The sequence below is a fragment of the Marinomonas pontica genome, assembly GCF_026191375.1.
In the GTDB taxonomy this organism is placed as follows: domain Bacteria; phylum Pseudomonadota; class Gammaproteobacteria; order Pseudomonadales; family Marinomonadaceae; genus Marinomonas; species Marinomonas pontica.
The window spans coordinates 1-26472 of the sequence record NZ_JAODTL010000053.1; the positions used below are offsets into that span (position 1 = coordinate 1).

Genomic DNA, 26472 nt, shown 5'->3' on the forward strand with positions numbered 1-26472 from the left:
AGAATATTTTACGCTTCTTATTTTTATCGAATTGCTAAAGGTGTCCAAATGTCTATTGAGCAATCCTCCGATCTATCAGCTCCTATTGTTTACAAAGTGAATCAGGTGATCAGCGCGGAGCAATTTGTCGATCTACTGTCGAAGACGACACTGGGTGCGCGTCGCCCTATCGGTGAGCCTGAAACAATTGAAGCTATGTTGAAAAACGCGAATTTGTTGATTACGGCATGGCAAGGCGAGGCTTTGGTCGGCGTGGCGCGTTCGGTGACGGATTTTGCCTTTTGTTGTTATTTATCGGATTTAGCTGTTGATGAGACAGTGCAGGCGTCTGGTATTGGAAAAACTTTGATACGAATGACCAAAGACGCTTTACAGCCTAAATGCGCTTTGATCCTGTTATCCGCTCCACAGGCCGTGGATTATTACCCTAAAGTTGGTTTTACTCAGCACAACAGTGCGTGGGTGCTCACAAATATTGATGATCTGAAATAATATTGCTTGACCCTATTTTTTGCTCACGCTTACTACGCTTTACATTATATCGATCATCCAGAGCGATATTCTAACATCGGTAGAAGGACGTTAAGGCGTTGTTATGAAGATTACAGATTTACCTTTTGGCGTAACAGATTGGCAAGGCGTGGAAAAAACCACTCACAAAGGCGAAAGCGGCTTTGCTTATTGGCAGACAAAGCAGTTTGGCGACATTCGCGTTCGTATCGTCACTTACTCAGCAGGGTATTTGGCGGATCATTGGTGTACCAAAGGCCATATTCTTTTTTGCATGAGTGGCGAGTTGAAAACGGTGCTAGAAGATGGTCGTACCTTTATTTTGTCGGCTGGAATGAGCTATCAAGTAGCAGATGGCGCCGAACCGCATCGTTCTTCTACGTCAGAAGGTGCAACGCTGTTTATTGTGGATTGATGTGTTTGCAACTGAGAAAGTAGAACCGAGATATTGATTCTACTTTCTATTTCGTTGCGCATTACTATAACAAAGCTTATTCCTAAATAAGTTCACCACGAGCAGGGTAGTTCTTGCTGACCGCAAATTCGATCGCGCCAAGCACCTCTTTGAAGTGTGGGCGAGCAAAAGGCATTGTGCTTATGTTGCTCCAATATAAGGTATGGTCCGGACGAATTAAAAATAACCCTGGTTCTGTGAATTCATTGGGTTCTTCTATACCAATGCTCGTAATCCCTCGGCCAGCGCTTCTATGTAATCCCCAGGCTTGAGATTGTTCTACCGTTAAGCCGTATCCCATGGTCAAGTTTTGAATTTCCCATTCGGTTGATGCCTGTAGCGCTCTTTCTTCTGTGTCGGAGCTAAGTACAAGCGAGTTCACACCTTTCGCTGCAAAGTCATCTGCTAAGCGGCTTAATTCTTTTAGGTAATTCTTACAAATGGGGCAATGCAAACCACGATATACAACAACCATAGTAAAATTTTCTGGGGATTGTTGTGTGAGTGACCAAGGCCCTTTGAGGGTATTGATGTTGAGATCTGGCGTTGTTGCTCTTGGCTTTAGGACGACCATTATGTTTACCTCATAATTTGTTGTTTATTTCGATAGAGGCAGATTATGGTAAAATTTGATACGATTGGTGATCTATTGTATTTTAAATGTTGCAGATCGTATTTATAGTGAGACTACATTATCGTGGATAGGCTATCGTCAGTATTAAGCACGTTTCGCCCAAGAGCCATTTCGGTAAACAGCCGTTGTGTATCTAGTGCTAGGGAGTTTATATCTTTTTCTCCGGACGCCAGTTATTGGTTGTATCTGATTAGCGGGGAGCTTTCACTCACAGCGCAAAGTAATTCTCGTTTGATGTTGAAAGAAGGCGATGGTGTTTGGCTTCCTTCCGGGCACGAACTTGAAGTGCTTTCAACTCAGGTGGAAGGCATTGAAACACATTTGTTTGTGTGTGAATTTGATTTTGGGACAAAAGCGTTAAACCCGCTGTTGGACATGGAGTGGCAATGGATCCCAGTGGAGAAAGACAGCGATATTGCTCAGCATTTATTGCCACTCACCACATTGCTTTTGATGGAAAGCTCCCAGTCTCGTTGTGGATATCAGGTTGTTGTGGAGCGGTTGGCTGAGGCGTATTTAGTGCAAATGCTGAGGCTTTTCATGCAAACCCAAAAAATTCAGTTGGGTTTGTTGGCGGGTCTGAGTGATGTCAGATTGGCTCGGGCTATTGTATCCATTCATGAACATCCTCAGTATGCTTGGCAGAGTCGCCAGTCTTGCTGAAAAAGCGGGGATGTCACGTTCTGTGTTCAGCGGATTGTTTAAACGTACGGTTGGCGTGTCTCCCATGGCTTATTTGACCTCATGGCGTATGCGTTTGGCTGCCCAGCGCATTAAAAATGGAGATAAGAATCTCGCTATTCTAAGTGACGAGTTGGGCTATCAAAGTGAAGCGGCTTTTCGCCGAGCATTTAAAAAAGTCTTAGGGGTCACGCCTAGAGAAATCAACCGTCATGCCCGACGTATTTAAAATGGCTGGATCTGGTTTGTGCCCATAACGAGAAATTGCACTGAGGAATCAGCCACATTAGCAGTCAATTGATTGAAAAATAGTCTGATAATCAAGCACTTTCAAAAAATTATTACATATAAATGGCACCCACTTCTTGGCAAGGGAGAAGCATGTCGATATAATCTGCAACGCTTTTAGGGCCTGTAGCTCAGTTGGTTAGAGCATCCGACTCATAATCGGCAGGTCCCCAGTTCAAGTCTGGGCAGGCCCACCATATAAAATAAGCCTCTAGAGGGTTAGTTAACACTAACTTCTAGGGGCTTTTTTATTACCGCTAAAATAGGTTCAAGTTTCTTCCTTATTCGTTTTTATTATATAAGTTAATGATTTTTCATTCTTATCCATTTGGTTAACATCTTGTTACCATTACGCCAACTTATCGATTTGCCTTATTCGCTGCTATTTAGGCGAGTGGGGCATCGGTGCTCTATTGGTTCTTTTTAAGGTTTTTCTTCATGTTGTATCCCATTATTAACTTAGCGATCTTTGCTTTGTTGATTGTTGTGCTGTTTAAACAGCAAAAATCACAAAAAACGTTATCTACTCGAGTGTTCACTGGCTTGGGCTTAGGTGTGGCATTGGGTGCTGCATTGCAGTTTGTTTATGGTGTTGGCAGCGCTGAAATCAGCGAGACATTAGAGTATGTCAATATTGTTGGCTACGGCTATGTTAGTTTGCTGAAGATGATCATCATGCCGTTGATTTTAGTGTCTATTATTGGCGCTATTATTAAGGTGAAAGACACGGGGTCATTGGGCAAGATGTCCGCCTCAATCATTGGTATTTTGTTAGCGACGACAGCGGTTTCTGCTTTGATCGGTGTTTTTGTGAGCAATCTATTTGGCTTGTCTGCTGACGGCATTGTGCAAGGAGCCCGAGAAATGGCTCGCGGTGCGGCGTTAGAGACGCGTCTAGATGGTCTGGCCAATGTGTCATTTGCTGACATGGTTACGTCTTTCTTCCCTGGAAACCCTTTCGCAGACTTGGCTGGCAGCCGTCCTACTTCAACCATTGCTGTGGTGATTTTTGCGGCTTTTGTTGGTGTGGCTGGGGTTAAAGTTGCTCGAAGCGAACCTGAATTAGGAGCGAGTTTTGAGCGCTTTGTTGATGTGGCTCAATCGGTTGTTCGAACTCTGGTTCGTATGGTGTTGAGTTTGACGCCGTACGGTATTTTGGCCTTGATGACAAAAGTGGTGGCTGGATCGGATGTGAATGACATTTTGACCTTGCTTAATTTTGTGGTGGCGTCGTATGTCGGTTTGGCACTGATTTTGGTTATGCATTTATGTTTGCTTGCTTTTAATGGTATTTCGCCAATTCAATACTTTAAGAAAGTGTTACCGGTACTTTTGTTTGCTTTTACATCTCGTTCAAGTGCCGGAACGATTCCGTTGAATATCGATACTCAAGTAAAGCGTCTAGGTAATGGTGAAGGTGAGTCAAATTTCTCTGCTTCTTTTGGCGCGACAATGGGGCAAAATGGGTGTGCAGGCCTTTATCCTGCAATGTTGGCTGTGATGATTGCACCAACAGTAGGCATTAATCCATTAGATCCAAGCTTCATTATTTCGTTAATTGCTATCGTTACCATTAGTTCATTTGGTATTGCTGGCATCGGTGGTGGCGCAACCTTCGCGGCGCTCATCGTGTTATCTGCCTTGGACATGCCTGTTGCTCTCGCTGGCTTATTGATTTCCATCGAGCCTTTGATCGATATGGGTCGTACCGCAGTGAATGTTAATGGTGCGATGACGGCAGGTACCATTACTTCTAAGTGGTTAGGTCATTCTGATAACGAGGTCTTTGAGCAAGATGAAATGCCTGAGGTTGAGTTAAAGAATAGCTAAGGCTTCTAAGGCTTGTGAGTTAGAATCCTTTTAAAACCACCTTCGGGTGGTTTTTTTATTTTTGTAGAACGTGTTTTGAGTAAAAAATAGGGGGTACGTCATGACTTGGTAGGGAATTTTTGCATTAGGCATGCAAAGTGCTTAAATTAATCTAAGCTTGGTAAGTAACAACGACAAGGAGAAGATCGTGTCACTATTTTCTAACCTCAAGGTATCTCATTCTGTGGCGATTGTGGGCATTTTGCCTTCATTATTTGCCATTATCATTGTTTTCATTTTAGTTAAAGATTTAAACAAACGAGTTCATGAAGGGCGCGTAGCCGAAGATATGGTCATGCTGTCGACCTTGTTAGACGGTGTTGCCCATAATTTTGCCGTAGAACGTGGTTTGAGCGCTGGCTATCTTGGTAGTAAAGGGGCGAATGGCAAAGAGGCATTAATGGCTCAACGTCTAGTAGCAGATAAGGCCGAATCCGCCCTTAGAAACATTCCTGGTGATATATTTGAAGCACTTGGACAAGATGAAATAGACGGCTTACTCGGGTCTGTTCTAACGATGTTAACTAATAAAGACAACGTCCGGAAAAGCGTTGATGTGCTTGCTGCGGACAACGGCGCCTTTGATTTTTATTCTGAGGTAAATCGACGCGCGTTAAGCGGCATTCAACGAGCAATTTTGAACATCAGTGATCGCGATATCGCAAAGACACTTGAAGCTCGTCTTGGATTATTGTGGATGAAAGAGCGCGCAGGCCAATATCGGGGCGCATTAAATGGTGTTTTTTCCGCTCAAACGACGACGCCTAAGCGTCAATCTCAGATTGCTAGCTATATCGAAGACGAAGCTTACTGGCTAGAGCACTTTAACGCTACGGCGCCTGATAAAGACAAAGCGTTACTACAATCTGCAATGCAAAACCCTAAGTGGTTGTCGGTGTCTAAGGCCACCGATTCATTTTTAGCTTTAAAGGATGTCTCATCAGTCAAAGGGCCTGAAGGCTGGTTTGCGTTAGCGACGGCAAAAATTGGTCTAATAAAAGGCGTGGCGGATAAAATCAGTGAGGAAATTCTAGGTTTAAGTGCGTCTTTAACCTCCAAAAGCCAAATGTATCGCAATATTCTTGTCATTGGTTTTGTGATTCTGATTACGCCGGTTATTTGGTTAGCCTTCACCTTAACGCGTTCTATCACTCGACGTGTCGAATTGATTAGTCAGGCCTTATCAAATGTTTCTTCAGAGCGTAATTTGACTGGAAAAATTGAAAATATGTCCAACGATGAGCTTGGAGATATTATTCAATATTTGAATGTTCATTTAGATCATTTGAGAGATTCATTTAGTCTAATGGTGAACATGGCGTCAGAATCAAAAGACAGCATGAGTGTGTTGAGTGGGTTTTCTCAAAGTGCACTAAAAGAAACAAAAAATCAGTTTGACCAAACGGATTTAATGGCGTCAGCCGTAGAGGAAATGTCGTTAACCAGCAATACGATTTCACAAGACATGCAATCTTCGGCGCAGGCAACGGAGAGTATTCGAGCGCAAAGTACCCAAGCCTCTGAGCGAATGCAGTCTATTTTGCATTCCATTGCGAACCTTTCCTCGGAGGTCGAAGGCGGTCACAAAGCGGTTCAATCTGTAACAACAAACACAGAGCAAATTAGCAGTATTTTGCAAACCATTGAATCTATTGCAGAGCAAACGAACTTATTGGCGCTTAATGCGGCGATTGAAGCAGCACGAGCGGGCGAGCAAGGGCGTGGGTTTGCTGTCGTAGCAGATGAAGTGAGGACCTTAGCACAACGCACACAGAACTCGACTGAAGAAATTCGTTCGATGATTGAAGCCTTGGTTGGATCCGGTAAGAGTGCATTGAAGTCCATGGACCAATGCGCCAACATGGCAACCGACACATCCGGTGTGGTGCGTGATAATGTGACAATGATGCAAGGCCTGTTTGATGATATAGAGCAGTTAGCTCAAACGATCGAGCGTGTTGCCACCGCGTCAGAAGAGCAGTCACAAGTCTCTGAAGAGATTAACCGCAACATTCAGAATGTGAGTGAGCGTTCCGAGCGTATCCTCGACTTAGTGAATAAAACAGATGAGGGCTCTGAACAAGCGAAACAGCGCTTCGACAGCGTACTTAAAGAAATCTCATCCTACAAACTGAGTTGATTGTTTTACAGCGCGTGGATGCCTGATACGAAAAAGGCCCATTGAAGCGAATCAATGGGCCTTTTTATGCGTATTGTCTTAACGGTCAATCAGTCTTGAGCCGGTTTGCGGTTGCGTCGCGCTGGCGCCAGAGGTTTGCTACGCAAACCTTGTCCTTGTGTTACCTCTGCTTTTGAGGGGGTTGGACGACGATTTCCTGATTTAGGTGCATTGCCTTGTTTAGCAGGGTTGCCGCCTTGTTTCGCGCCATTACCTTGTCTTGCGCCAGCGTGCTGGTCACGAGGTGCTTTTGGTTTTTTCGGTTTGTTTGGCTTGATTGGACGCGTGTCCAATGTGGTGTCAGGCAACATGTGAGATGGGAAAAAATCATCATCGTAGCGACGTTCGATCAGCTTTTGCGTCAAACGTTCAATCGCTCGCAATTGGTCTAACTCATCCGCTGCCACCAAAGAAATGGCTTTGCCTGTTGCGCCAGCGCGGCCAGTTCGACCAATGCGGTGAACATAGTCTTCGGCGACATCTGGTAGATCAAAGTTGACCACATGAGGAAGCTGTTCGATATCCAGTCCTCGCGCGGCAATATCAGTCGCGACCAAAATGCGAATACGACCTTCTTTAAAGTCTGACAAGGCACGAGTCCGTGCACCTTGGCTTTTGTTGCCATGAATCGCACTGGCGCGAATGCCAGCGTCTTCTAGTTGCTTCGTGATTTTGTTTGCGCCGTGTTTGGTACGAGAAAATACCAACGCTTGATCCCAACGACCTTCCGCGATCAATTTAATAAGCAGTTCGGTTTTACGTTTTTTATCGACAGGGTGCAGCCATTGCTCAACAGACACTGCCGTCGCATTGCGTGGGGTCACCGATATTTCTACAGGGTTATTCACCAAGCCTTTTGCAAGTTGACGAATCTCGGGAGAGAACGTCGCAGAAAACAGCAAGTTCTGACGCTTCTTTGGAAGGATTGCTAAGATTTTCTTAATGTCGTGGATAAAGCCCATGTCCAACATGCGATCGGCTTCATCTAATACGAGCACTTCCAGTTTGTCGAATCGTACGGCTTTTTGGTTGTACAAATCCATCATACGACCTGGTGTAGCGATCAGAATATCGGCGCCACGACGCAATGCCATCATTTGTGGGTTGATTTTTACGCCACCAAATACCACGGTCGATTTCAGGCCCAAATGCTGGCCATAATTCTTAACGCTCTCAGCAACTTGAGCGGCCAGTTCACGTGTTGGTGTTAATACTAATGCGCGTACTTGGTTATTTTGCGCGTGTTCGCCTTTGCTTAGAATTTCAAGTAAAGGTAAGGTAAACCCCGCGGTTTTACCTGTCCCGGTTTGGGCCGCGGCCATCACATCTTGGCCTTCAAGAATGGCTGGTATTGCCTGAGCTTGGATAGCGGATGGCTCAGTGTAGCCTTGGTCTTCAATGGCTTTTAGGATGGGGGCAGAAAGCCCAAGTTTGTTGAAACTCATAGATGTTCTCATGTTTTATCAAAGGCAGGTGCAAGGCTGAATGGTCAGGTAATGCAAGAATTTCGCGAAGCTTACCTTATATCCGCCTTACATGCTATGTACTATCAAATTAGACTCTTTTTACGTCTACCGAAACGGCCAGTTGCTGAGATCCTCCCCCTCAAATATCACCCCTTGCAGCGGTGTTACATCGGAATAATCTCTTCCCCATGCCGTCACAATGTGCTGATCATTTGGCATGATGTCATTAGTGGGATCAAATTCTACCCAGCCAAGTTCGGGGATAAACACCGCGAACCAAGCGTGGGATGCATCTGCCCCAACGAGCTTTTCTTGTCCTGGCGGCGGTAGGGTTTCTAAATATCCGCTCATATAGCGGGCTGGAATGCCCACGGAACGTAAGCAACCAATGGCAAGATGCGCGAAGTCTTGGCACACACCACTGCGTTGTTTAAGTACTTGTTCTAATGGAGTAGCAACCGTTGTGCTGGCTGGGTCGAAGGTAAACTCGGTGAAAATTTTGTGTGTGAATGCTAAGGCTGCTTGCAATACAGGCTTATCATCCGCAAACGTACTGGCGGCATAGGCTTTTAAATCTTCAGAACGATGTATCTGTGGCGAATCGAGTAAATACTCTTTTGCCATCCGCAGTTCCGGTGTATTGGGGGCGTTTAGCTGCGCCCGTAATTGGCCACAATTTAGCGTGTGTTGAGACGCCCACTCAAGCACATTAAGTGGGGTAATCTCAAAGTCCGTGGTGACGTCAATAACCAACTTTTTATGCGCTTCCTGAATGGAAAAATAAAAGGTTTGGTTGCCAAAATAATCTTCGCCATCGTTTTGGTAGACCGGTGGGGGATTGATCTGAACCTTTTGATGGAGACAGCGCTGGTTACGAGTGTCTCGCGGCAGCAAATGCGCCATGTTGTAGCATAAGCTCACTGGTGCGCCATACGAGTATTCTGTGATATGACGAACACGGTATCTCATAGAGCAACTCCTCTTATGGCTTCAGTGAGAGACTGAGGGCCAGCGGTATGGTCAAAATACTTATCACTAATGAGAACGGTAAACTGCTCTAATTGGTCTAGAAGTTCCGTCATCAGCTGTTCTAATGCATGACGACTTTGTGTTTTTTCATTTATTTTGGCCAGCTCTTCAAGGTCGGCGAGCTGAATATCATTTAATGACTTGATAATGATCTTATGTTCTGGACTCAGCCCCGCGGAAGTTGTTTCGTTGCGAGGCAGCTCTTTAATGTATTTACGCAGTTGTTCAACTTGGTACAGTAAGGAGCGAGGGTTCGTACCATCAATCATCAAGAGATCTAATCCATAGGCCACGCGAGCACGGTTGCGATAGCGACGGCGGAAAGAGATTAGAGCCTCAACACTTAATAACACCGATTCTAAAATTTGCTGTTGCGAGGTGGCAGGCAAGGGTTTTGTCAGTGAAGAACGCAATAGTGTTGCAGTTTGTAGTGCGCGTTCAGTACGGCGCCCAATCTCTTGGAATGTCCAATCGAGTCCACGTAACATGCTTTCATGATTCAAACCAGAAAGTGCTAACAATGACGTTACCAAACTGTCTAACGATTCTTCCGGTGCGGAAGGCAGGCCATTGGTATAGGCGCGATCCAGTTCATGGATATGGTCACGCAGCTCATTGATGATAATTCGGGTGTCCGCAGACAGCATTTCTTTGACTTGTTCACTGCAGCTTAGCATGGCTTGTAAATTGGCTTTGATGGAGCCTGCGCGGCTGCCATCGGTAATAATAGACACCAGTTCTGCTTCTGGATTAGCGAGCAATTCCTCATCGGCTTCCATAAAGCCGGGTAGACAGCCTGTTTGTGTTGATGCCATTTCAAGTAAGGTGCGACGGCTTTCTTCTGGTAAAGGATCAATACCATTCATTTGTTTGAAAATGGTGCGCAGTAAACGCATGCTAATTTCAGCACGTTCTGCATAACGGCCCATCCAAAAAAGGTTTTCGACCACCCGGCTTGGTAAGTTGGCCTGTAAGGCTTCGTCCTGCAATAGAACTTGTTCGATTATCGAGGCCGCTTGCGGTTCAGGCTCTGCAGCCAATACCCAAGTGTCTTTGCTTTTCGAACCCGAAATATTCGACACAATGGCTTCTTTGTGTGATTCCCCTGTGCGTGATAATCCGCCCGGCATGACGCTGTAGCCTTGGGGGCCAGAAACGGTGAACGCTCGCATTAGGCTTGGTCTGGCTTGTATTTTTTCATCCAACCAAATCGGGGACATTGACCCTGGAATGTAGCTTTGGGCAGTGTATAGATGCGGGTTTCTTTTGATTTTTTCGATGGTGCTGAGCTTTTGCTTTTCCGTCAATGTGTGCCCATAAATACTGTTGGTATCATGGCGACGTATGGTCGGTTTTATAATGAGATGACTCAAATTGGACAGAACATAGTGTAGGTCGTCGGCATCACCACACCACCAGGTGGTTACAGTAGGTAATGTGAGTTGTTCTCCCATGAGAAATTCACTGATGGCTGGCAAGAATTTTAACAGCGCGGGTGCTTCCAAAATACCGCTGCCTAATGGGTTGGCCAGTACCACATTGCCCGCGCGAACCACTTCTAACAACCCAGGTACACCCAAGAAGGAATCTGCTCTTAGCTCTGCTTGATCACAGTAAGCGTCATCGACTCGACGCAAGATCACATCTACACGAGCCAAACCGTTCAACGACTTCATCCAAACAGCGCCGTTACGCACCGTCAAATCACTGCCTTGAACCAATGGAAAACCCAAGTAGTTCGATAAATACGCTTGTTCAAAATAGGTGCTGCTGTACGCACCGGGCGACAACATGACAATGCGTGGTGTATCGGTCCATTGACTAGACAGCGAAGACAGCATGTTTTTGAATGACTGGAAAAAGCCCGCTAATCGGCGTACTTGGCTCTCACGAAAGTTGTTGGCAATCACTCGAGAAACCACGGCTCGATTTTCTAGGGCATAACCGGCGCCACTGGGCACTTGGGTTCGATCGCTAATCACTTGGAACTGCCCCATTGGGTTGCGAACAAGGTCAACCGCATGAAGCAATAGCTGATGCTCACCAGGAACAGTAACACCGTGACAGGGGCGCAAGAAACCGGGGTGGCTAAAAATAATTTCGGAAGGAATAATGCCGTTTTTCAGGAGTTCTTGCGGGCCATAAAGGTCTTTTAATATGAGATCAAACAAAGTTGAGCGTTGAGCTAACCCTTGTTCAATGGAAAGCCATTCGTTTGTTTCTATGATGTTGGGAATAAGATCCAGCGACCAAACGCTCGGAGTGAGCGGGTCGCTGGTTAGATTATAGGTAGCTCCGTCTTCACGCAAAATGCGCTGAGCACGACGTTGTCTGTCGTGCATCTCCTCAGCCGTTAGATTCTCCATACTGCGTAATATTGGTTCCCAATGAGGACGCGGTTGGCGATCTTCCATGAAGGCCTCATCATAAGCATTCACAGGGGTATCATAGGCGGACGGTAACGTCGATTTTTGATCAATCATCGACGTTACGAAAGTACCTGTTTGAAATTGCATAATGTGCTTGAGCCTAAAAAAATTAATTATTAGAGGACATTATACTGCTTCCTTAGATCTAATGTATGAGGATATTCATTCATTGGCTCTTCAGCGGGTGGCGACATGGCACGAGGACTGTTTTCATTTGGATAAAATGCACGTAAGGCACTAAAGGCGGGTGGTGGAGACAGGGTGCCTTGTGTGAATCCATGATCCCAAAAACGGTTTACGCGACGCGCTTCTGCTTCATTGCTGTTGACCGGTACGTTGTCATAGGTACGTCCACCGGGGTGAGACACATGATATGTGCAGCCACCGACCGATAAACCATTCCATGTGTCGATCAAATCAAATATCAATGGCGTGTCGGTTCCCAGGGTAGGGTGCAACGCCGATGGCGGCGCCCACGCTTTGTAGCGCACAGCCCCCACATATTCACCTTTACGACCGGTTGCGCGAATCGGTACACGTCGGCCATTGCAGCTCAGCACATAACGGTTGTCTGTTAAGCCTGATAATTTGACCTGCAAACGTTCAACGGAAGAATCCACATAACGAGCCGTACCTGATCCGGTGATTTCTTCACCAAGAACATGCCAAGGTTCAATGGCCCAACGAAGTTCAATTTCCATGTCATCGATTTGCTGACGACCATAATGAGGGAAACGGAATTCTTCAAACGGCGCTAACCATTCGAGTTTAAATGGAAAACCATGACGTTGAAGGTCTTCGACCACTTCTTTCACATCTTGCCAAACAAAATGCGGCAGCATGAATTTGTCGTGTAAACTGGTGCCCCAGCGTACTAAAGGCTTCTTGTAGGGCTCTTTCCAGAAGCGAGCCACCAAACAGCGTAGCAACAGCATTTGTACCAATGACATATGCGGATGAGGCGGCATTTCAAAACCACGGAACTCTAATAAACCTTGGCGCCCACTGGCACTGCCTGCGGCATAAAGTTTGTCGATACAAAATTCAGAACGATGTGTGTTGCCGGTAATATCAACCAGCAAATTGCGCATCAAACGGTCAACCAGCCAAGGTTCTTCAACGAAACCTTCGGGCATATTTTGGAACGCGATTTCCATTTCATACAAGGCTTCATCTCGGCCTTCGTCTGGGCGAGGTGCTTGGCTGGTAGGGCCAATGAACATGCCAGAGAAAAGGTAAGATAGCCCAGGATGATGCTGCCAGAATGTCACCAAACTTTGCAGTAATTCAGGGCGACGCAACAGTGGACTGTCTGCTGGCGTACGACCACCAAGCGTTACGTGATTACCACCGCCGGTGCCTGTATGGCGACCATCCAGCATGAATTTTTCTGCGCCGAGGCGAGATAAATACGCTTGGTGGTAAAGTGTTTCTGTATTGTGAACTAACCCAGCCCAGCTGGCGGCCGGATGAATATTGACTTCGATGACACCCGGATCTGGCGTAATCAAGAATTTTTGCATCCGAGGGTCTTTCGGTGGTTCATAACCTTCGATCACAATGGGCAAATCCAGAGTTTTTGCTACGTCTTCAAGGTGCCCAAGTACGCTAACGAAGTGTTCAAGATGCGTCATCGGCGGCATGAAAACATGCAAACGGCCATCACGCGGTTCAATACATAAGGTAGTACGAACCACATTTTTAAGCACTTTTTCTACCGGCGTCGCAGGAGGAACGGGCTTTTTAGCAAAGTGTTGTTTGGCCACGCTGTCTAAAAGGGCATTATCCTTTTTATTCGCCAAAGGTTGGCGAGGGTCAAAGGGGTCGCGCTCAGGAATACGATCTTCTTCTGCTTGCGCTGGCAAGGAGTTAAGTGGTAAACGATAACCCATTGGGCTATCACCAGGAATTAAGGTGATTACATCACTGCGCATAGGCCAAAGCGAGCTGTTCCAGCATTGGTGATAGCCATCAAATTCTAGCGGTAAAATATAACCGGTTGTTGAGCTTAAACCTCGGCTCAATAATTTTGCTAGGCGGCGACGCTCTAAGTCGTCTTTTAAATCGGCCTTAGTGGGGTCTGCATCCGCAGGGAGTGATTGCTCCATCCACAAATAATACAGCGTATCTTCATACGTGCTTTGCAGGTATTGCTTATCCAAAGCCAGCTTTTCACACAACAATTCGCCAAAAGCTTGGGCGTCTTTGATGGTGTGTTTATAGTCTTTGTCTACGCGAGCCAGATATTTTGGGTCGTTCCACAAGGCTTCGCCGTCGGTGCGCCAGAAACAGCCCAGTGCCCAGCGAGGCACTTCTTCGCCAGGGTACCATTTGCCTTGGCCATAATGGAGCAAACCGTTGGCGCCGAATTCTTGCTTCATCTTGATCAGCAAATCTTTGGCGAGTTTGAGTTTCTCTGCACCCAATGCGCCGGTGTTCCATTGCTCAGAATCCATGTCGTCAATGGAAACAAAGGTCGGCTCGCCACCCATTGTTAGGCGAACATCGCCATCTTCAAGCTGTTTATCAACGGCAAAGCCTAACGCTTTGATGGTGTCCCATTCGCCTTCGGCGTAGGGTTTAGTGACGCGTGGGTCCTCGTGAATACGGGTCACAATGTTGCTGTAGCTGAATTCACACTCACATTCGTCGATGAATCCTGTAATGGGCGCAGCAGAAGCAGGTTCTGGTGTGCAAGCAAGTGGGATGTGACCTTCACCCGCGAACAATCCTGATGTAGGGTCCAGTCCAACCCAACCCGCGCCGGGCAGATATACTTCACACCAAGCATGTAAATCAGTGAAATCCTCTTCTGGGCCAGAAGGGCCATCAAGTGCTTTCACATCAGCGGTTAGCTGGACCAAATAACCGGAAGCGAAACGTGCGGCTAAACCAAGGCTTCGTAGTATTTGAACCAATAACCAGGAGGTATCACGACAAGAACCTTTTTTAAGCGTTAGGGTTTCTTCGCAGGTTTGAACGCCGGGTTCTAAACGAATACCGTAGCCGATTTCTGCCGCTAAGCGACTATTAATGGCAACAAGGAAGTCATTTATTGGCGTGTTTTTACGATCAACCGTTGATAGCCATTTATCCAATAACGGACAAGATTCAGTGACTTGTAAGTAAGGATCGAGCTCTTTTTTGAGGGCTTTGTCGTAGGCAAACGGATATTCTTCTGCGTAGCTTTCCACAAAGAAGTCGAATGGGTTGATCACTGTCATGTCAGCAATGACTTCAACGTAAAACTCTAATTTGTTGGTTTTTTCTGGGAACACTAAACGCGTTTGAAAATTGCCGAACGGGTCTTGTTGTATGTTAATAAAATGCTTTTCAGGCAAGACTTTCAGCGAGTAAGCGTGAATTTTTGTGCGTGAGTGTGCCGCAGGTTGCAACCGCAAAATGTGCGGGGCAACATTGATAAATCGATCAAACTCATAGGTGGTCTTGTGCTGTATTGCGACTCTAATGGTCATGCAGCGTCTCCTTGCCGAAAATGAAACCAGTTTTCGGTAATCTGGTAGTTTATTTCTATAATCGCAATCTGCAGCGCGTTGAGGTGATCCTGGAAGTCATTATTTAAATCTTCCGAGCTGATCAGTGGGTAATCAACGTCTAGGATCTTGTCGACTTTGGAGGTAATCAGTCCTGCCCTTGGCAGCTTGTTGGCCGCTTCGCTGATTTGCCCAAAACAATAGGCCAATGTTCTCGGGAAGCAAGGGTCATTCATCAAAAAAGTGGCGGCTTTTGCTCCATTTATCGATGTTCGTACGGTGCGTCGATAATCCAAATACGCGCTTTGTGACTTTAATACTTTTGACCAAGTGACTTGCCCAAGTTGAATTCTCGCCTCTGGTTCTGACTTCAGCATCAACGACACCGCGGCATCAAGAATACGTGTTCCCATGTCGGCACGTTCTAAGTATCGGCCCATGATAAGAAAGTGCCAGCCAGAGTCACGACTCATCGCACCAGCAAATAGCCCAATGATTTTTTGGCAGCCTTCGATAATGGTATTAAGGAATAGATGGCGTTCTGAACGGTTAATGCCTTGTTTGATGTTTTGCTGAGCGTACAAGTCCAGTTCGTTGATCAGTTCCCACGTTTCTTTAGGTACAGCATCTCGGGTTGTACGAATGTTTTCACGCACCATTTTCAATGAAGATAGCATGGAGCTGGCGTTGGTGTCGTCAGCCAATAAAAATTTTACGACGTTACGTTCGTCTTTTACTTTGTAGCGCTGCTCGAATATCTCTTCGCCACTTAATATTTCTATTAGGTTGTACCAAGACACTTCGATACTTTTCGGAAGGTCAAACAAAAGTTCATCATAAACACTGACCAAGCGGGCCGTATTTTCTACTCGCTCCAAATAGCGAGCGCTCCAGTATAGGCGTTCTGCGACTCTAGATAACATGATTATTGCCCCTTAGTTTCAACAATCCAAGTGTCCTTACTACCACCACCTTGTGACGAATTAACGACTAAGGAGCCTTTTTTCATGGCAACGCGAGTCAACCCACCTGTGGTGACGTAGGTGTCTTTTGCTTGCAAAATGAAAGGTCGAAGGTCCAAATGGCGTGGTTCTAGAACACCTTTTGAGATAAGTGTTGGTGCGGTTGATAACTTTAATGTTGGCTGAGCTATGTAATTACGAGGGTTTTTCGTGATGAGCTCGGCAAATAAAAGTTGTTCTTTTTTCGTAGAATGTGGGCCGACTAACATACCGTACCCGCCAGACTCATTGGCTGGTTTTACGACAAGCTTGTCTAGATTATCAAGCACATAAGCGCGCTGTTCTGGGTCGTCACACAGGAAAGTTTCAACGTTTTTAAGAATGGGTTCTTCTTTCAAGAAGTAACGAATAATGTCTGGTACATAAGCGTAAACGACTTTGTCATCGGCAACGCCAGCACCCGGCGCGTTGGCCAGCGCCACATTACCGGCACGCCAAGCACGCATTAAGCCGGCAACACCCAGTACCGATTCAGGATCAAACGCTTCTGGATCGATGAACAAATCATCGATGCGACGGTAAATGACGTCGACACGCTCAGGGCCATCAATCGTTTTCATGTAAACACAGTCGTCGCTGTCGACAAACAAATCGCTGCCTTCAACGAGTTCCGCGCCCATTTGTTGTGCTAGGAACGCGTGTTCAAAATAGGCTGAGTTATAAATACCTGGAGTGAGTACCACAATTTCAGGATTTTCAATGTCTCTTGGCGACAGTGCCGCCAAGGTGTCAAATAGCTGAGACGTATAGGAATCGACCGGTAGTATGGACTCGTTTTCAAACAGTTCAGGCAGCACGCGTTTTGTGATAGCACGGTTTTCAAGCATATAGGACACGCCAGAAGGAACGCGTAAATTGTCTTCCAATACAAAAAAGTCCCCATTTTCGTCGCGGACCAAATCGGTGCCGCAGATGTGCGCCCATACACCGTGAGCCGGTGATACACCAACGCATTCTGGTCTGAAGTTCTTTGAATCTTTGATGATGTGTTCTGGAATGATGCCGTCTTTGATGACGTTTTGATCGTGGTAGAGGTCGTTGATGAAAAGGTTGAGGGCTTTTAGACGTTGTTTTAGTCCGGCTTCTGCTATTTTCCAATCCGATGCTTCAATCGTTCTGGGAACTATGTCGAAGGGCCATGCTCTGTCAATGTTGCCTTCTTCTGTGTAGACCGTAAAGCTGATGCCCATCTCTTGTATTGTTGCTTCAGCAGCGAGGCGTCGCTTTTCTAATTCGTCTTCAGATAGGCTGTCTAAATACCCCAGTAGTTGTTGAGCTGGGGGTCTTGCGGCGCCTTGTTCATCAATTAACTCGTCAAAAAAAACCGATGACTGGTACTGGCTTGTTAGTTTTTCCATGTATACCTCGTTCTCTTATTAAAGCCGGAGGTGAGTGCTTCAAATCTGCACACATTCGCGTACTATTTTTGTGCGCCCGCCCTATGTTGGACGGGGCTATGCTTTTTAATACCAAATTTACTTATATCATTACCCTGATTTACTAGGGTTTGCATAGTGTTTTCGCACTACTTTTTAAATAAAGCAAGGATCGAGCCATAGTGTTTAATCCTGAATGTCCCGATATTATTGGTAAATTAAGTGATGTGAGTCGGTTTTATTTGGGTGGGAATTCGCTACTATGAAACATCAAAATTGTTGTGTTTTTTGTCATTTTTCAAAGGGATAAAGTCGTGTCTCAGGTCAGTCGTGTTTTGGTCGCTGGAGCGGGTATTGGTGGTTTGTGCGCCGCATTAGCGTTGGCAAAACAAGGTATGAAAGCGGTGGTTTTAGAGCAAGCCGAACAATTGGGTGAAGTTGGGGCTGGGTTACAGATCAGTCCGAATGCATTCAAAGTGCTTCGCCAGCTTGGTTTAGAGTCCGAATTGACGCCCTTTGCCTTTGTGCCGCAACAGGCTGTGATTCGCGATTACAAAACGGGCGAGTACTATCTTAGGTCTGCATTAGGGAGCGCCGCTGAAGCAAGATATGACGCACCGTATTGGCATTTACATCGTGCTGATTTACATCAAGTGTTGGTGAATGCTTGTGTTAGACATGGTGTTGAGTTGATGTTGAATGCGGTGGTAGACAGTTACGAAGAGAACGTGCTTCTTAATCAGGTTGCTGTTTTGCTTAAAGACGGGCGCGAGTTTGTGGCGGATGTATTGGTTGGTGCGGATGGTCTTCATTCAAAAGTCCGCGAACAAATGCTTGGTAAAGAGCGTCCGACATTTATGGGGCAGGTTGCTTGGCGTGGCGTTATTCCTGTGAGTGACTTGAAGGTGAATATTAAACCTGATGCTTGTGTTTGGGCTGGGCCGGGTCGCCATTTTGTGAGTTATTTTTTGCGAGGCGGTCAATATGTCAATTTCGTTGCTGTAGAAGAGCGCAGCGACTGGCAATCTGAATCGTGGCGTGAAGAAGGTGATGTTGAAGAATTGAAGCGCGCCTTTGCTGGTTGGCATCCAGAAGTGAGTGACTTATTAACGTCTGCGACCAGTACCTTTCTATGGGCTTTGAATGGCCGTGACGAGTTGCCGACGTGGCATAACGGACGCGTGGTCTTATTAGGCGATGCTTGTCATCCAATGCTGCCGTTTATGGCGCAAGGGGCGGCAATGGCCATTGAAGACGCTTATGTTTTGGCAAGGTGTTTACGTGCGTATTCTCTGACAGATGCTTTTACGTATTACGAACAAGCGCGTAAGCCACGTGCGACGAAAGTTCAAAAAATGTCGAAAACCAATGCTGGCTTGTATCATATGCATGGTGGTGTGCTTGGAAAAATGAAGCTGAAAGCCCTACAAGCGGCTGGACGTTTTGCCCCTGATTTTGTCCATTCTAAATTGGATCCTATTTACGGTTATTCCGTATTAGACGATCGGTGATTCTGTTGAATGAGATTATTTATAATTAAATCTCTCTTTTTTTGCATGGATTTAGTTTATTTAGTTATAACGTTTTGTGAGATCGTCATTGCGATTTATTATTGGCCTCGCTGGTTGAGTTTGATTATCATCGCCGCCTCTTTACCCTTGGATCATAAGTTTAAGGGTTAACTTAAATCTGGAATCCTCAGACGATATGACTTCTAAATCTCCTTTGGCCTTGTTGCCATTATTGCTTTTCCTTGTTCTTTTTGTCGGCAGTGGCCTTTGGTATCAATCTGAAGGCGTTGATTTTGCCTTCTACCAAATCTCTGCTCCTGTTGCTATTTTACCTGCGATTGCTTTGGCTGTTTTGTTGGGCAAAGGGCAGTTTAATCAGCGCATTGAAACGTTTATTCAAGGTGTTGGCGACAATACGATTGTTACCATGATTTTGATTTATTTGTTGGCTGGTGCGTTTGCCAGTGTGGCGAAAAGTGTGGGTGGTGTGGATGCGACGGTTAACTTCGGTTTAAGCGTTATTCCTGCTTCGCTTTTGTTGCCAGGGTTGTTCGTTATTACGGCGTTTGTTGCCACTTCGATGGGTACATCGATGGGAACCATTGCTGCGATTGCGCCAATAGCCATAGGTGTTGCTGAAGCGGCTGATTTGCCTTTATTGCTAACAGTTGGCACGGTGATCGGTGGCGCTATGTTCGGTGATAACTTGTCGATTATCTCTGATACGACCATTGCCGCCACTCGAACTCAGGGCTGTGACATGCGTGATAAATTTCGCATGAACTTCAAGATTGCTCTGCCAGCGGCCTTAGTGACGTTGGTTTGGTTGTTTTTCCAGAGCAGTGGCGCACACATTTCAGACATCAAAGACTACGAATTGATTCGAGTGTTGCCTTATGTGGTAGTACTGGGGCTGGCTATTGCCGGTGTGAATGTGATGTTGGTGTTGTTTAGCGGCATTGTGTTGGCTGGTGTGATTGGTTTGACGATGCAGCCAGAATATTCTGTCGCGTCTTGGTCCGCTGATATTTACGCTGGTTATACCGGTATGCAGGAGATTTTGATCCTTTCTTTGTTGATTGGTGGTCTTGGTGCATTGATGAAGTCTCAAGGCGGTCTAGATTGGCTGGTAAGTACAATTGAACGTATTAGTCGTGCATTGGGTGCCAAGGCTGGCTCCACGCGTGCTGGAGAGCTAAGCATTAGTGCGGCAGTCGCTCTGACAAACTGTTGTACTGCGAACAACACAGTATCGATCTTAATTAACGGCTCTGTCGCAAAAAACATTGCTGAACGCTACAATGTTGATCCACGCCGCAGTGCCAGTTTATTGGATATTTTTTCCTGTGTCGTGCAGGGGATTTTGCCATACGGTGCTCAAATATTGTTGGCTTCTTCTTTGGCGAAAGTGTCGCCTTTGGATTTAGTCGGTTATGTGCAATACAGCTGGGTATTAGCGGTTGCTGCGTTGGTGTCTATTTACATCGCTTGGCCAAAAAGCGTGAAATAAAAGCGAACAGAATTTCGTTGTAAAACGAAAAGCCTGTGCATTTGGTGATCACTAAATGCACAGGCTTTTTTATTGCTTTGAATATGGACTTATTAAGGAGAGCACGTGAAACAGGGTTCCCATGTGAAGGCGGAATTGATTTTAGTCTTGGTGACGATTTTGGCTGGCTTTGGCTGGATTTTTTCGAAAGAGGCTCTGGCTGGACTGCCGCCTTTATTTTTTATGGGGGTTCGCTTCCTTATTGCCGGTTTTGTTTTGTTCTTAGCTGGGCAAAAATATTTTCGTGGGTTGGACTGGGGGAATATTAAACAGGCATGTTGGGTCGGAGTGGTGATGGGAATCACCATGATGTTTTGGGTCACTGGGTTGGATCAGGGGTCCAATTTGGGGGTAGGGGCTTTCATTACGAGTTTGGGGGTGGTGCTGGTTCCGGTGGTGGCTCGGTTTATGTTCAAAGAAAGGCCGCCTTTGAGTATTTGGATTGCGTTACCGATTGCTGTGGTGGGGTTGGGTTTTCTTGCCTTGAACCAAGGCTTGGACATTGAATTTGCTCAGGTGTATTTTCTAGGTGCGGCTTTGTGCATGGCGTTTCAGTTGAACCTATTGTCGCGTTTTTCAATGCGTATGCATGCGCTGGTACTGACGGCCATTCAGCTTTCATCAGCAGGTGTTGTGTTGCTTGTTGTGTCTGTGTTCACAGAAACGCTTCCTCACAGCATTGGTCTTAATGTGGCAGGCTGGTTTCTAGCCAGCACCTTAATCGCGAGCAGCTTACGGTTTTTATTACAAACTTACGCCATGAGTTTGACCCCCGTGAGCCATGCTGCGGTGATCATGAATTTAGAACCTGTTTGGACGGCTATTTTTGCGGTGCTATGGTTTGGCGAGGTGATGGGTGTTGGGCAAGTATTTGGCTGCTGTTTGATTTTTCTGGCGATGTTGGTTTGTCGATGGACACAGATCAAATCGATTTTCAAACCCGCCAGAAAGGCTTAATCAGGCAGTATAGTGTCGAGAGTATCACTGTATAGTTGGCGTATTTCTTGGCTGAATGGTCGGGGTTGGAACTCCCAGCGTGCCAATAATCCTTCACTAAGGGTGACAAGCATTTCAATCCTCGCAGCTATTTCTTTTTGATCCATATTGGGATACTGCGCGGCCATGATATTGATGGCGCGCTTTTGCAGGCGTTGGTGTGACTCTGTATAGATGTGGGCAATCGTAGGGTTTCGTGCTGCCTCGGCTTTTATCTCCGCGTGCATTATTCTCTCATTGTTGCTTTCTGGGTTGAGATCAGAAAAGTGCCTTTCTAACCAATCCTTTTTATCTAAAAAGGACGCCATATAATGTAATCTTCTTTGGGTAAACTGCTCTACCAATGCGCAAATAATGTCATCTTTATGGGCAAAGTAGCGGTAAATTTGACCTACACTAAGCTCAGCTGTTTTCGCTATTTCACTCATGCTGGCCTTGTGAAAGCCTTTGCTTAGTACGTGATGTTTGGTGGCATCAATAATGCATTGTTTTCGTTGATCGCTGTGGCAGGGTAGGTGAATAGTTCTCATTTATTTGCACGTTTTGTCATATATTAGGTTGATTGCTTGTATTATAGTGCTTGTGAATGATCATTCTCAATATCTCGAAAGGAAGTCTCCTCAATGTTGTCTAAATGTAAATATGTTGCAAGTGCGTTGCTTGTCCTATTGCTGGCTGGTTGTCAGGAGGAGGCACCCAAGTCTGCTGCTGTACCGTCCGCACCCAAAACACAGGTTGGTGTTGTTGTTATTCAGCCTCAAAAAACAGATCTGATGGCGGAATTGCCTGGTCGTACAACGTCAAGTTTGGTGGCTGAAATTCGTCCTCAAGTGGGCGGTATTGTAAAGAAGCGTTTCTTTGAAGAAGGTCAAGATGTCAACACTGGTGACTTGCTTTATGAGTTGGATGATTCCACTTACGTGTCTTCTTATAAACAAGCTCAGGCAGATTTAGAGTCGTCCAATGCAAGCTTGAAGTCGGCTCAGCTAAAGTATGAGCGTTATACTCAGCTTCGCAAACAAAACAATGTATCACAACAAGATCTTGATGATGCGCAAGTGGCATTTCTAGAAGCCAAAGCAAAACAAAAAGGCTCCGAAGCGGCCTTGGAGAGTGCCAAGATTAATTTGGATTACACAAAAATCAGAGCGCCAATTGATGGCCGAATTGGTATTTCGCAAGTCACCGTAGGGGCGCTAGTAACGGGTAGCCAAACAACGGTTATGACGACGGTGAGATCATTGGACCCGATCTTTGTTGACTTGGCCCAAACCAGTCTGGATCAGCTTAAGCAACGCTCTTTCTTGTCGCTTGATGGTGTGGAGAAAGGCTCAAATAAAGTGACTCTTGTTTTGGAAGATGGCACCACTTACCAAGAAGAAGGAACCCTTAAAGCACGTGAAGTGAGTGTGGATGAATCGACTGGTAGTGTAACGCTTCGTGCTGAATTTCCTAATCCAGACAACCTTTTGTTACCGGGTATGTTTGTACGTGGCTTGATCCATGAGTTAACACACAACGCAGCTATTTTAGTGCCTCAGCAAGGTGTTTCTCGTGATGTAAAAGGCAATCCAATTGCGTTGGTGGTCAATCAGAAAAACATTGTTGAAAGTCGAGTATTGAAAGTAGACCGCACTATTAATAATCAATGGTTGGTACTTGATGGCGTAAATGCAGGCGACAAAGTGATTGTTGAAGGTTCATTAAAAGTAAGAGCAGGAAACGAAGTGACTACTGTTGAAATGGTTCGAGACAGTAAGACCGGTGCAATTGTTGCTGCCAATGTTAATGGTTCTTCGAATCAAGGGAAGTAATCTATGTTAGCTCAATTTTTTATAAATCGTCCTGTATTCGCGTGGGTTATTTCCATCGCCATAATGTTGGCCGGTCTTGCTTCTATTTTGAATCTACCTGTTTCTCAATACCCTAATGTGGCACCGCCTACGATCAGTATTTCTGCGACTTATTCTGGTGCGTCTGCGGAAACGGTGGAAAACAGTGTTACACAAATATTAGAGCAACAGCTTACCGGTTTAGATGGACTGTTGTACTTTTCATCTTCCAGTAGTTCAAGTGGTCGTACGAGTATTAATGTGACGTTTGAACAAGGTACGGATGCGGACATCGCTCAAGTACAGATTCAAAATAAAATTCAGCAAGTTACGTCTAATTTACCCACTTCGGTTCAGCAAAATGGCGTCACGGTTAAAAAGTCTAATTCGGACTTTTTAATGGTTGCTGCGGTGTATGATGAAACAGATTCAGACTCGGCAAATGACATTTCAGACTTCCTAGTATCCAGCATTCAGGATCCAGTTTCTCGCGTGGATGGCGTTGGTAGTATTCAGGTGTTCGGTGCTGAATATGCGATGCGTATTTGGCTTGATCCTTTGAAATTGGCTTCTTATAAGCTGATGCCTTCTGATGTGTCTTCAGCAGTAACAGCGCAAAACACGCAAGTAGCGGCCGGTAGCTTAGGGGCTTACCCCGTTGTTCAAGGGCAAGAACTAAATGTAACGGTGACTGCACAGTCTAAGTTACAAACCGCTGAGCAATTTCGAGACATTATTCTTGCGTACGATGACAGTGGTGCGACCGTGCGTTTAAGTGACGTCGCCAAAGTGGAATTGGGCAGTGAAAGCTATTCGTATATTGCTCGTTTAAATGGCCATCCTGCCTCTGGTATGGCGGTTATGTTGGCGCCTGGTGCGAATGCATTATCCACGTCGGAAGCGGTTAAAAGTGTCTTAAATGGCTTATCTGGCAGTTTGCCAGATGGTTATAAATTGTCTTTCCCTGTTGATAACACAAGTTTCATTAAAATCTCGATTGAAGAAGTGGTTAAAACACTTTTTGAAGCCATCTTGTTGGTGGTTATCGTGATGTTTGTTTTCTTGCAAAATTGGCGCGCTACCTTGATTCCTGCCATTGCAGTGCCTGTAGTGTTATTGGGTACTTTCGGTGTTTTAGAATTGTTTGGCTTTTCGATAAACACCTTGACCATGTTCGGTATCGTTCTATCGATTGGGTTGCTGGTGGACGATGCGATCGTTGTCGTAGAGAACGTTGAGCGAGTTATGGAAGAGGATAAGTTGTCGCCTAAAGAGGCAACAATAAAGTCCATGAAGGAGATTACCAGTGCGTTGATTGGTATTGCCGTGGTGTTGTCTGCCGTGTTTTTGCCAATGGCGTTCTTTAGTGGTTCCACGGGTGTTATTTATCGTCAATTTTCCATCACCATTGTTGCAGCAATGACCTTGTCAGTTGTAGTGGCATTGACCCTAACTCCAGCATTGTGTGCAACGATGTTAAAACCGAATCATCACGCGCCGAAAAAGGGGCTAGGTGGTTGGTTTAACCGTAATTTTGACCGAGCAACGGATAAGTATTTTGGAGGTGTCAGCGGGATCATTAAAAAGCCGATTCGTTGGATGCTGGGTTACGGCGTTATTGTTGCTGGCCTAGCGGGTTTGATGATGAATTTACCATCAGGCTTTTTACCAACAGAAGACCAAGGTCGAGTTATGGTGATGGTGTCGTTACCAGAAGGCGCTGGCATGGCTCGAACGGATAAAGTTATGCGTGAAGTGGAACATTACTTCATGGTCACAGAGAAGAATAATGTTGATGCAACGTTCACCATTTCTGGTTTCAACTTTATGGGCAGTGGTCAAAACGCAGGGATGGCCTTTATCGCGCTAAAAGATTGGAGCGAACGTATCGGCCCTGCCAATACCGCCAGTGCCATTGTGGGCCGCTCTTATGGTGCTTTTGCCGGTATTCGTGACGCTAGAATCTTCTCTCTTATTCCGCCTTCTATCCAAGGCTTGGGGCAAAGTAGTGGGTTTACGTTCCAATTACAGGCGACAGGTAATACAGACCGCGCCACATTGCTAGAGATGCGTAATGCGTTGCTGCAAAATGCAAACACAAGCCCCTTGCTAACAGGGGTGCGTTTAGGTTCCGATTCTGAAGCCCCTCAGTTGCACATTGATATTGACCAAGAAAAGGCCTCTGCACTGGGTTTGTCTTTGTCTGATATCAGTGCAACGCTGAGCACGGCATGGGCTGGTAGTTATGTGAATGACTTTATTGATCGTGGTCGAGTAAAAACCGTCTACATGCAAGGTGATGCACAATACCGTTCTTCCCCTCAGGATTTGCAGCATTGGTATGTACGCGGCAGTGACAATACGATGACGCCATTCTCTGCGTTTGCGGAAAGTGAATGGACATATGGACCAAAAAGCTTAACTCGATTTAATGGCTTGGCTTCTTATGAAATTCAAGGTTCTGGCGCAACGGGCGTAAGTTCTGGTGCCGCTATGGACGAATTGCAGAGTGTGGCGGATGCATTGCCAGGCGGCGTTACTGGATCTTGGAGTGGTTTGTCTTACCAAGAGCGTTTATCAAGTGGACAGACGCAAATCCTGTATGCCATCTCTATTTTGGTTGTGTTTTTGTGTCTTGCAGCATTGTATGAAAGCTGGACGGTTCCATTCTCGGTTATCTTGGTCATTCCTCTAGGGGTGATTGGGGCAGCGGCAGCGGCGCATTTGCGTGGTCTGGAAAATGACGTGTATTTTCAGGTTGCCTTGCTAACCACCATTGGTCTGTCGTCTAAAAACGCTATCTTGATTGTGGAATTTGCGGAAGCGGCTTACCGTCGAGGTGTCAACGTCTGGGATGCGGCGGCTCAAGCTGCTCGCTTACGTCTACGTCCTATTATCATGACGTCTATGGCGTTTATGGTCGGGACATTGCCGTTGGCGCTTTCTTCTGGGGCGGGTGCGAACAGCCGAATTTCGATTGGTTCAGGGATCGTAGGTGGTACATTGACGGCAACAGTACTGGCCATCTTCTTCGTACCTTTATTCTTTGTCATTGTGCGTCGTATTTTTCCGAAACGACCTAGCGGACTAACAACGGATGACACCGCAGAATAACACGGGTTATTGACTGTATTAAAAAGGAGCCAAATTTGG

19 protein-coding genes and 1 tRNA gene are annotated in these 26472 nt (G+C 45.9%); 12 read left to right on the forward strand and 8 right to left on the reverse strand.

Going from position 1 to position 26472, the window contains the following annotated elements; all coding sequences use genetic code 11:
• Nucleotides 1–492 (forward strand): GNAT family N-acetyltransferase (locus N5P32_RS15040; RefSeq protein WP_265729844.1); only part of this gene is annotated, 492 nt, incomplete at its 5' end.
• Nucleotides 493–595: 103 nt separating this feature from the next.
• Complete coding sequence (locus tag N5P32_RS15045; RefSeq protein WP_265729845.1) at nucleotides 596–925, forward strand: DHCW motif cupin fold protein; 330 nt, start codon at nucleotides 596–598, stop codon at nucleotides 923–925.
• Between the two features lie 82 nt (nucleotides 926–1007).
• Here the strand turns inward: N5P32_RS15045 and N5P32_RS15050 are convergent, their stop codons facing one another.
• Nucleotides 1008–1538, reverse strand: a complete 531-nt coding sequence (locus tag N5P32_RS15050) for a peroxiredoxin-like family protein (RefSeq protein ID WP_265729846.1) — start codon at nucleotides 1536–1538, stop codon at nucleotides 1008–1010.
• Between the two features lie 123 nt (nucleotides 1539–1661).
• Between N5P32_RS15050 and N5P32_RS15055 the strand changes: the two genes are divergently transcribed.
• From N5P32_RS15055 to N5P32_RS15075, 5 genes are all read left to right on the forward strand, one after another.
• Nucleotides 1662–2261, forward strand: coding sequence for a cupin domain-containing protein (locus N5P32_RS15055; protein ID WP_265729847.1), 600 nt, complete (start codon nucleotides 1662–1664; stop codon nucleotides 2259–2261).
• The gene (locus tag N5P32_RS15060) at nucleotides 2233–2508 is read left to right on the forward strand and encodes a helix-turn-helix transcriptional regulator (protein WP_265729848.1); all 276 of its coding nucleotides are present in this window, start codon (nucleotides 2233–2235) and stop codon (nucleotides 2506–2508) included. Before N5P32_RS15055 ends, N5P32_RS15060 begins: the two co-directional genes overlap by 29 nt.
• A gap of 179 nt (nucleotides 2509–2687) precedes the next feature.
• Nucleotides 2688–2764 (forward strand) — tRNA-Ile (locus N5P32_RS15065).
• 241 nt (nucleotides 2765–3005) lie between these two features.
• Nucleotides 3006–4397: an L-cystine transporter gene (locus tag N5P32_RS15070; protein ID WP_265729849.1), complete on the forward strand. Its 1392-nt coding sequence runs from the start codon at nucleotides 3006–3008 to the stop codon at nucleotides 4395–4397.
• Nucleotides 4398–4584: 187 nt separating this feature from the next.
• Nucleotides 4585–6576, forward strand: coding sequence for a methyl-accepting chemotaxis protein (locus N5P32_RS15075; protein ID WP_265729850.1), 1992 nt, complete (start codon nucleotides 4585–4587; stop codon nucleotides 6574–6576).
• 89 nt (nucleotides 6577–6665) lie between these two features.
• Here the strand turns inward: N5P32_RS15075 and N5P32_RS15080 are convergent, their stop codons facing one another.
• The 6 genes from N5P32_RS15080 to N5P32_RS15105 form a co-directional block, all read right to left on the reverse strand.
• On the reverse strand, nucleotides 6666–8060 hold the full coding sequence (locus N5P32_RS15080) for a DEAD/DEAH box helicase (protein ID WP_265729851.1): 1395 nt from the start codon (nucleotides 8058–8060) through the stop codon (nucleotides 6666–6668).
• Nucleotides 8061–8186: 126 nt separating this feature from the next.
• Nucleotides 8187–9050, reverse strand: a complete 864-nt coding sequence (locus N5P32_RS15085) for a transglutaminase family protein (RefSeq protein ID WP_322783878.1) — start codon at nucleotides 9048–9050, stop codon at nucleotides 8187–8189.
• A complete protein-coding gene (locus N5P32_RS15090) occupies nucleotides 9047–11626 on the reverse strand; it encodes a circularly permuted type 2 ATP-grasp protein (RefSeq protein ID WP_265729852.1) in 2580 nt (859 codons plus the stop codon). Before N5P32_RS15090 ends, N5P32_RS15085 begins: the two co-directional genes overlap by 4 nt.
• Nucleotides 11627–11655: 29 nt before the next feature.
• Complete coding sequence (locus N5P32_RS15095; RefSeq protein WP_265729853.1) at nucleotides 11656–15015, reverse strand: transglutaminase family protein; 3360 nt, start codon at nucleotides 15013–15015, stop codon at nucleotides 11656–11658.
• On the reverse strand, nucleotides 15012–15956 hold the full coding sequence (locus N5P32_RS15100; protein WP_265729854.1) for an alpha-E domain-containing protein: 945 nt from the start codon (nucleotides 15954–15956) through the stop codon (nucleotides 15012–15014). Before N5P32_RS15100 ends, N5P32_RS15095 begins: the two co-directional genes overlap by 4 nt.
• A gap of 2 nt (nucleotides 15957–15958) precedes the next feature.
• Nucleotides 15959–17413 carry a circularly permuted type 2 ATP-grasp protein gene (locus N5P32_RS15105; RefSeq protein WP_265729855.1) on the reverse strand — a complete coding sequence of 485 codons (1455 nt, stop codon included), beginning with the start codon at nucleotides 17411–17413 and terminating at the stop codon, nucleotides 15959–15961.
• A gap of 332 nt (nucleotides 17414–17745) precedes the next feature.
• Here N5P32_RS15105 and N5P32_RS15110 point away from each other — a divergent pair, with 332 nt between their 5' ends.
• From N5P32_RS15110 to N5P32_RS15120, 3 genes are all read left to right on the forward strand, one after another.
• Nucleotides 17746–18942 (forward strand): FAD-dependent monooxygenase, encoded by a 1197-nt coding sequence (locus tag N5P32_RS15110; protein WP_265729856.1) that lies wholly within the window; start codon nucleotides 17746–17748, stop codon nucleotides 18940–18942.
• A 196-nt stretch (nucleotides 18943–19138) separates the two neighbouring features.
• Nucleotides 19139–20452, forward strand: coding sequence for a Na+/H+ antiporter NhaC family protein (locus tag N5P32_RS15115; protein ID WP_265729857.1), 1314 nt, complete (start codon nucleotides 19139–19141; stop codon nucleotides 20450–20452).
• 105 nt (nucleotides 20453–20557) lie between these two features.
• The gene (locus N5P32_RS15120) at nucleotides 20558–21448 is read left to right on the forward strand and encodes a DMT family transporter (RefSeq protein WP_265729858.1); all 891 of its coding nucleotides are present in this window, start codon (nucleotides 20558–20560) and stop codon (nucleotides 21446–21448) included.
• On the opposite strand, the gene N5P32_RS15125 is transcribed toward N5P32_RS15120, so the two are convergent.
• Nucleotides 21445–22017: a TetR/AcrR family transcriptional regulator gene (locus N5P32_RS15125; RefSeq protein ID WP_265729859.1), complete on the reverse strand. Its 573-nt coding sequence runs from the start codon at nucleotides 22015–22017 to the stop codon at nucleotides 21445–21447. The genes N5P32_RS15120 and N5P32_RS15125 overlap by 4 nt on opposite strands.
• Nucleotides 22018–22110: 93 nt before the next feature.
• On the opposite strand from N5P32_RS15125, the gene N5P32_RS15130 reads away from it, so the two are divergent.
• Nucleotides 22111–23301, forward strand: a complete 1191-nt coding sequence (locus tag N5P32_RS15130) for an efflux RND transporter periplasmic adaptor subunit (RefSeq protein WP_265729860.1) — start codon at nucleotides 22111–22113, stop codon at nucleotides 23299–23301.
• 3 nt (nucleotides 23302–23304) lie between these two features.
• Entirely contained in the window at nucleotides 23305–26433 is a 3129-nt protein-coding gene (locus N5P32_RS15135; protein ID WP_265729861.1) for an efflux RND transporter permease subunit, read from the forward strand.
• Nucleotides 26434–26472: the final 39 nt, after the last annotated feature.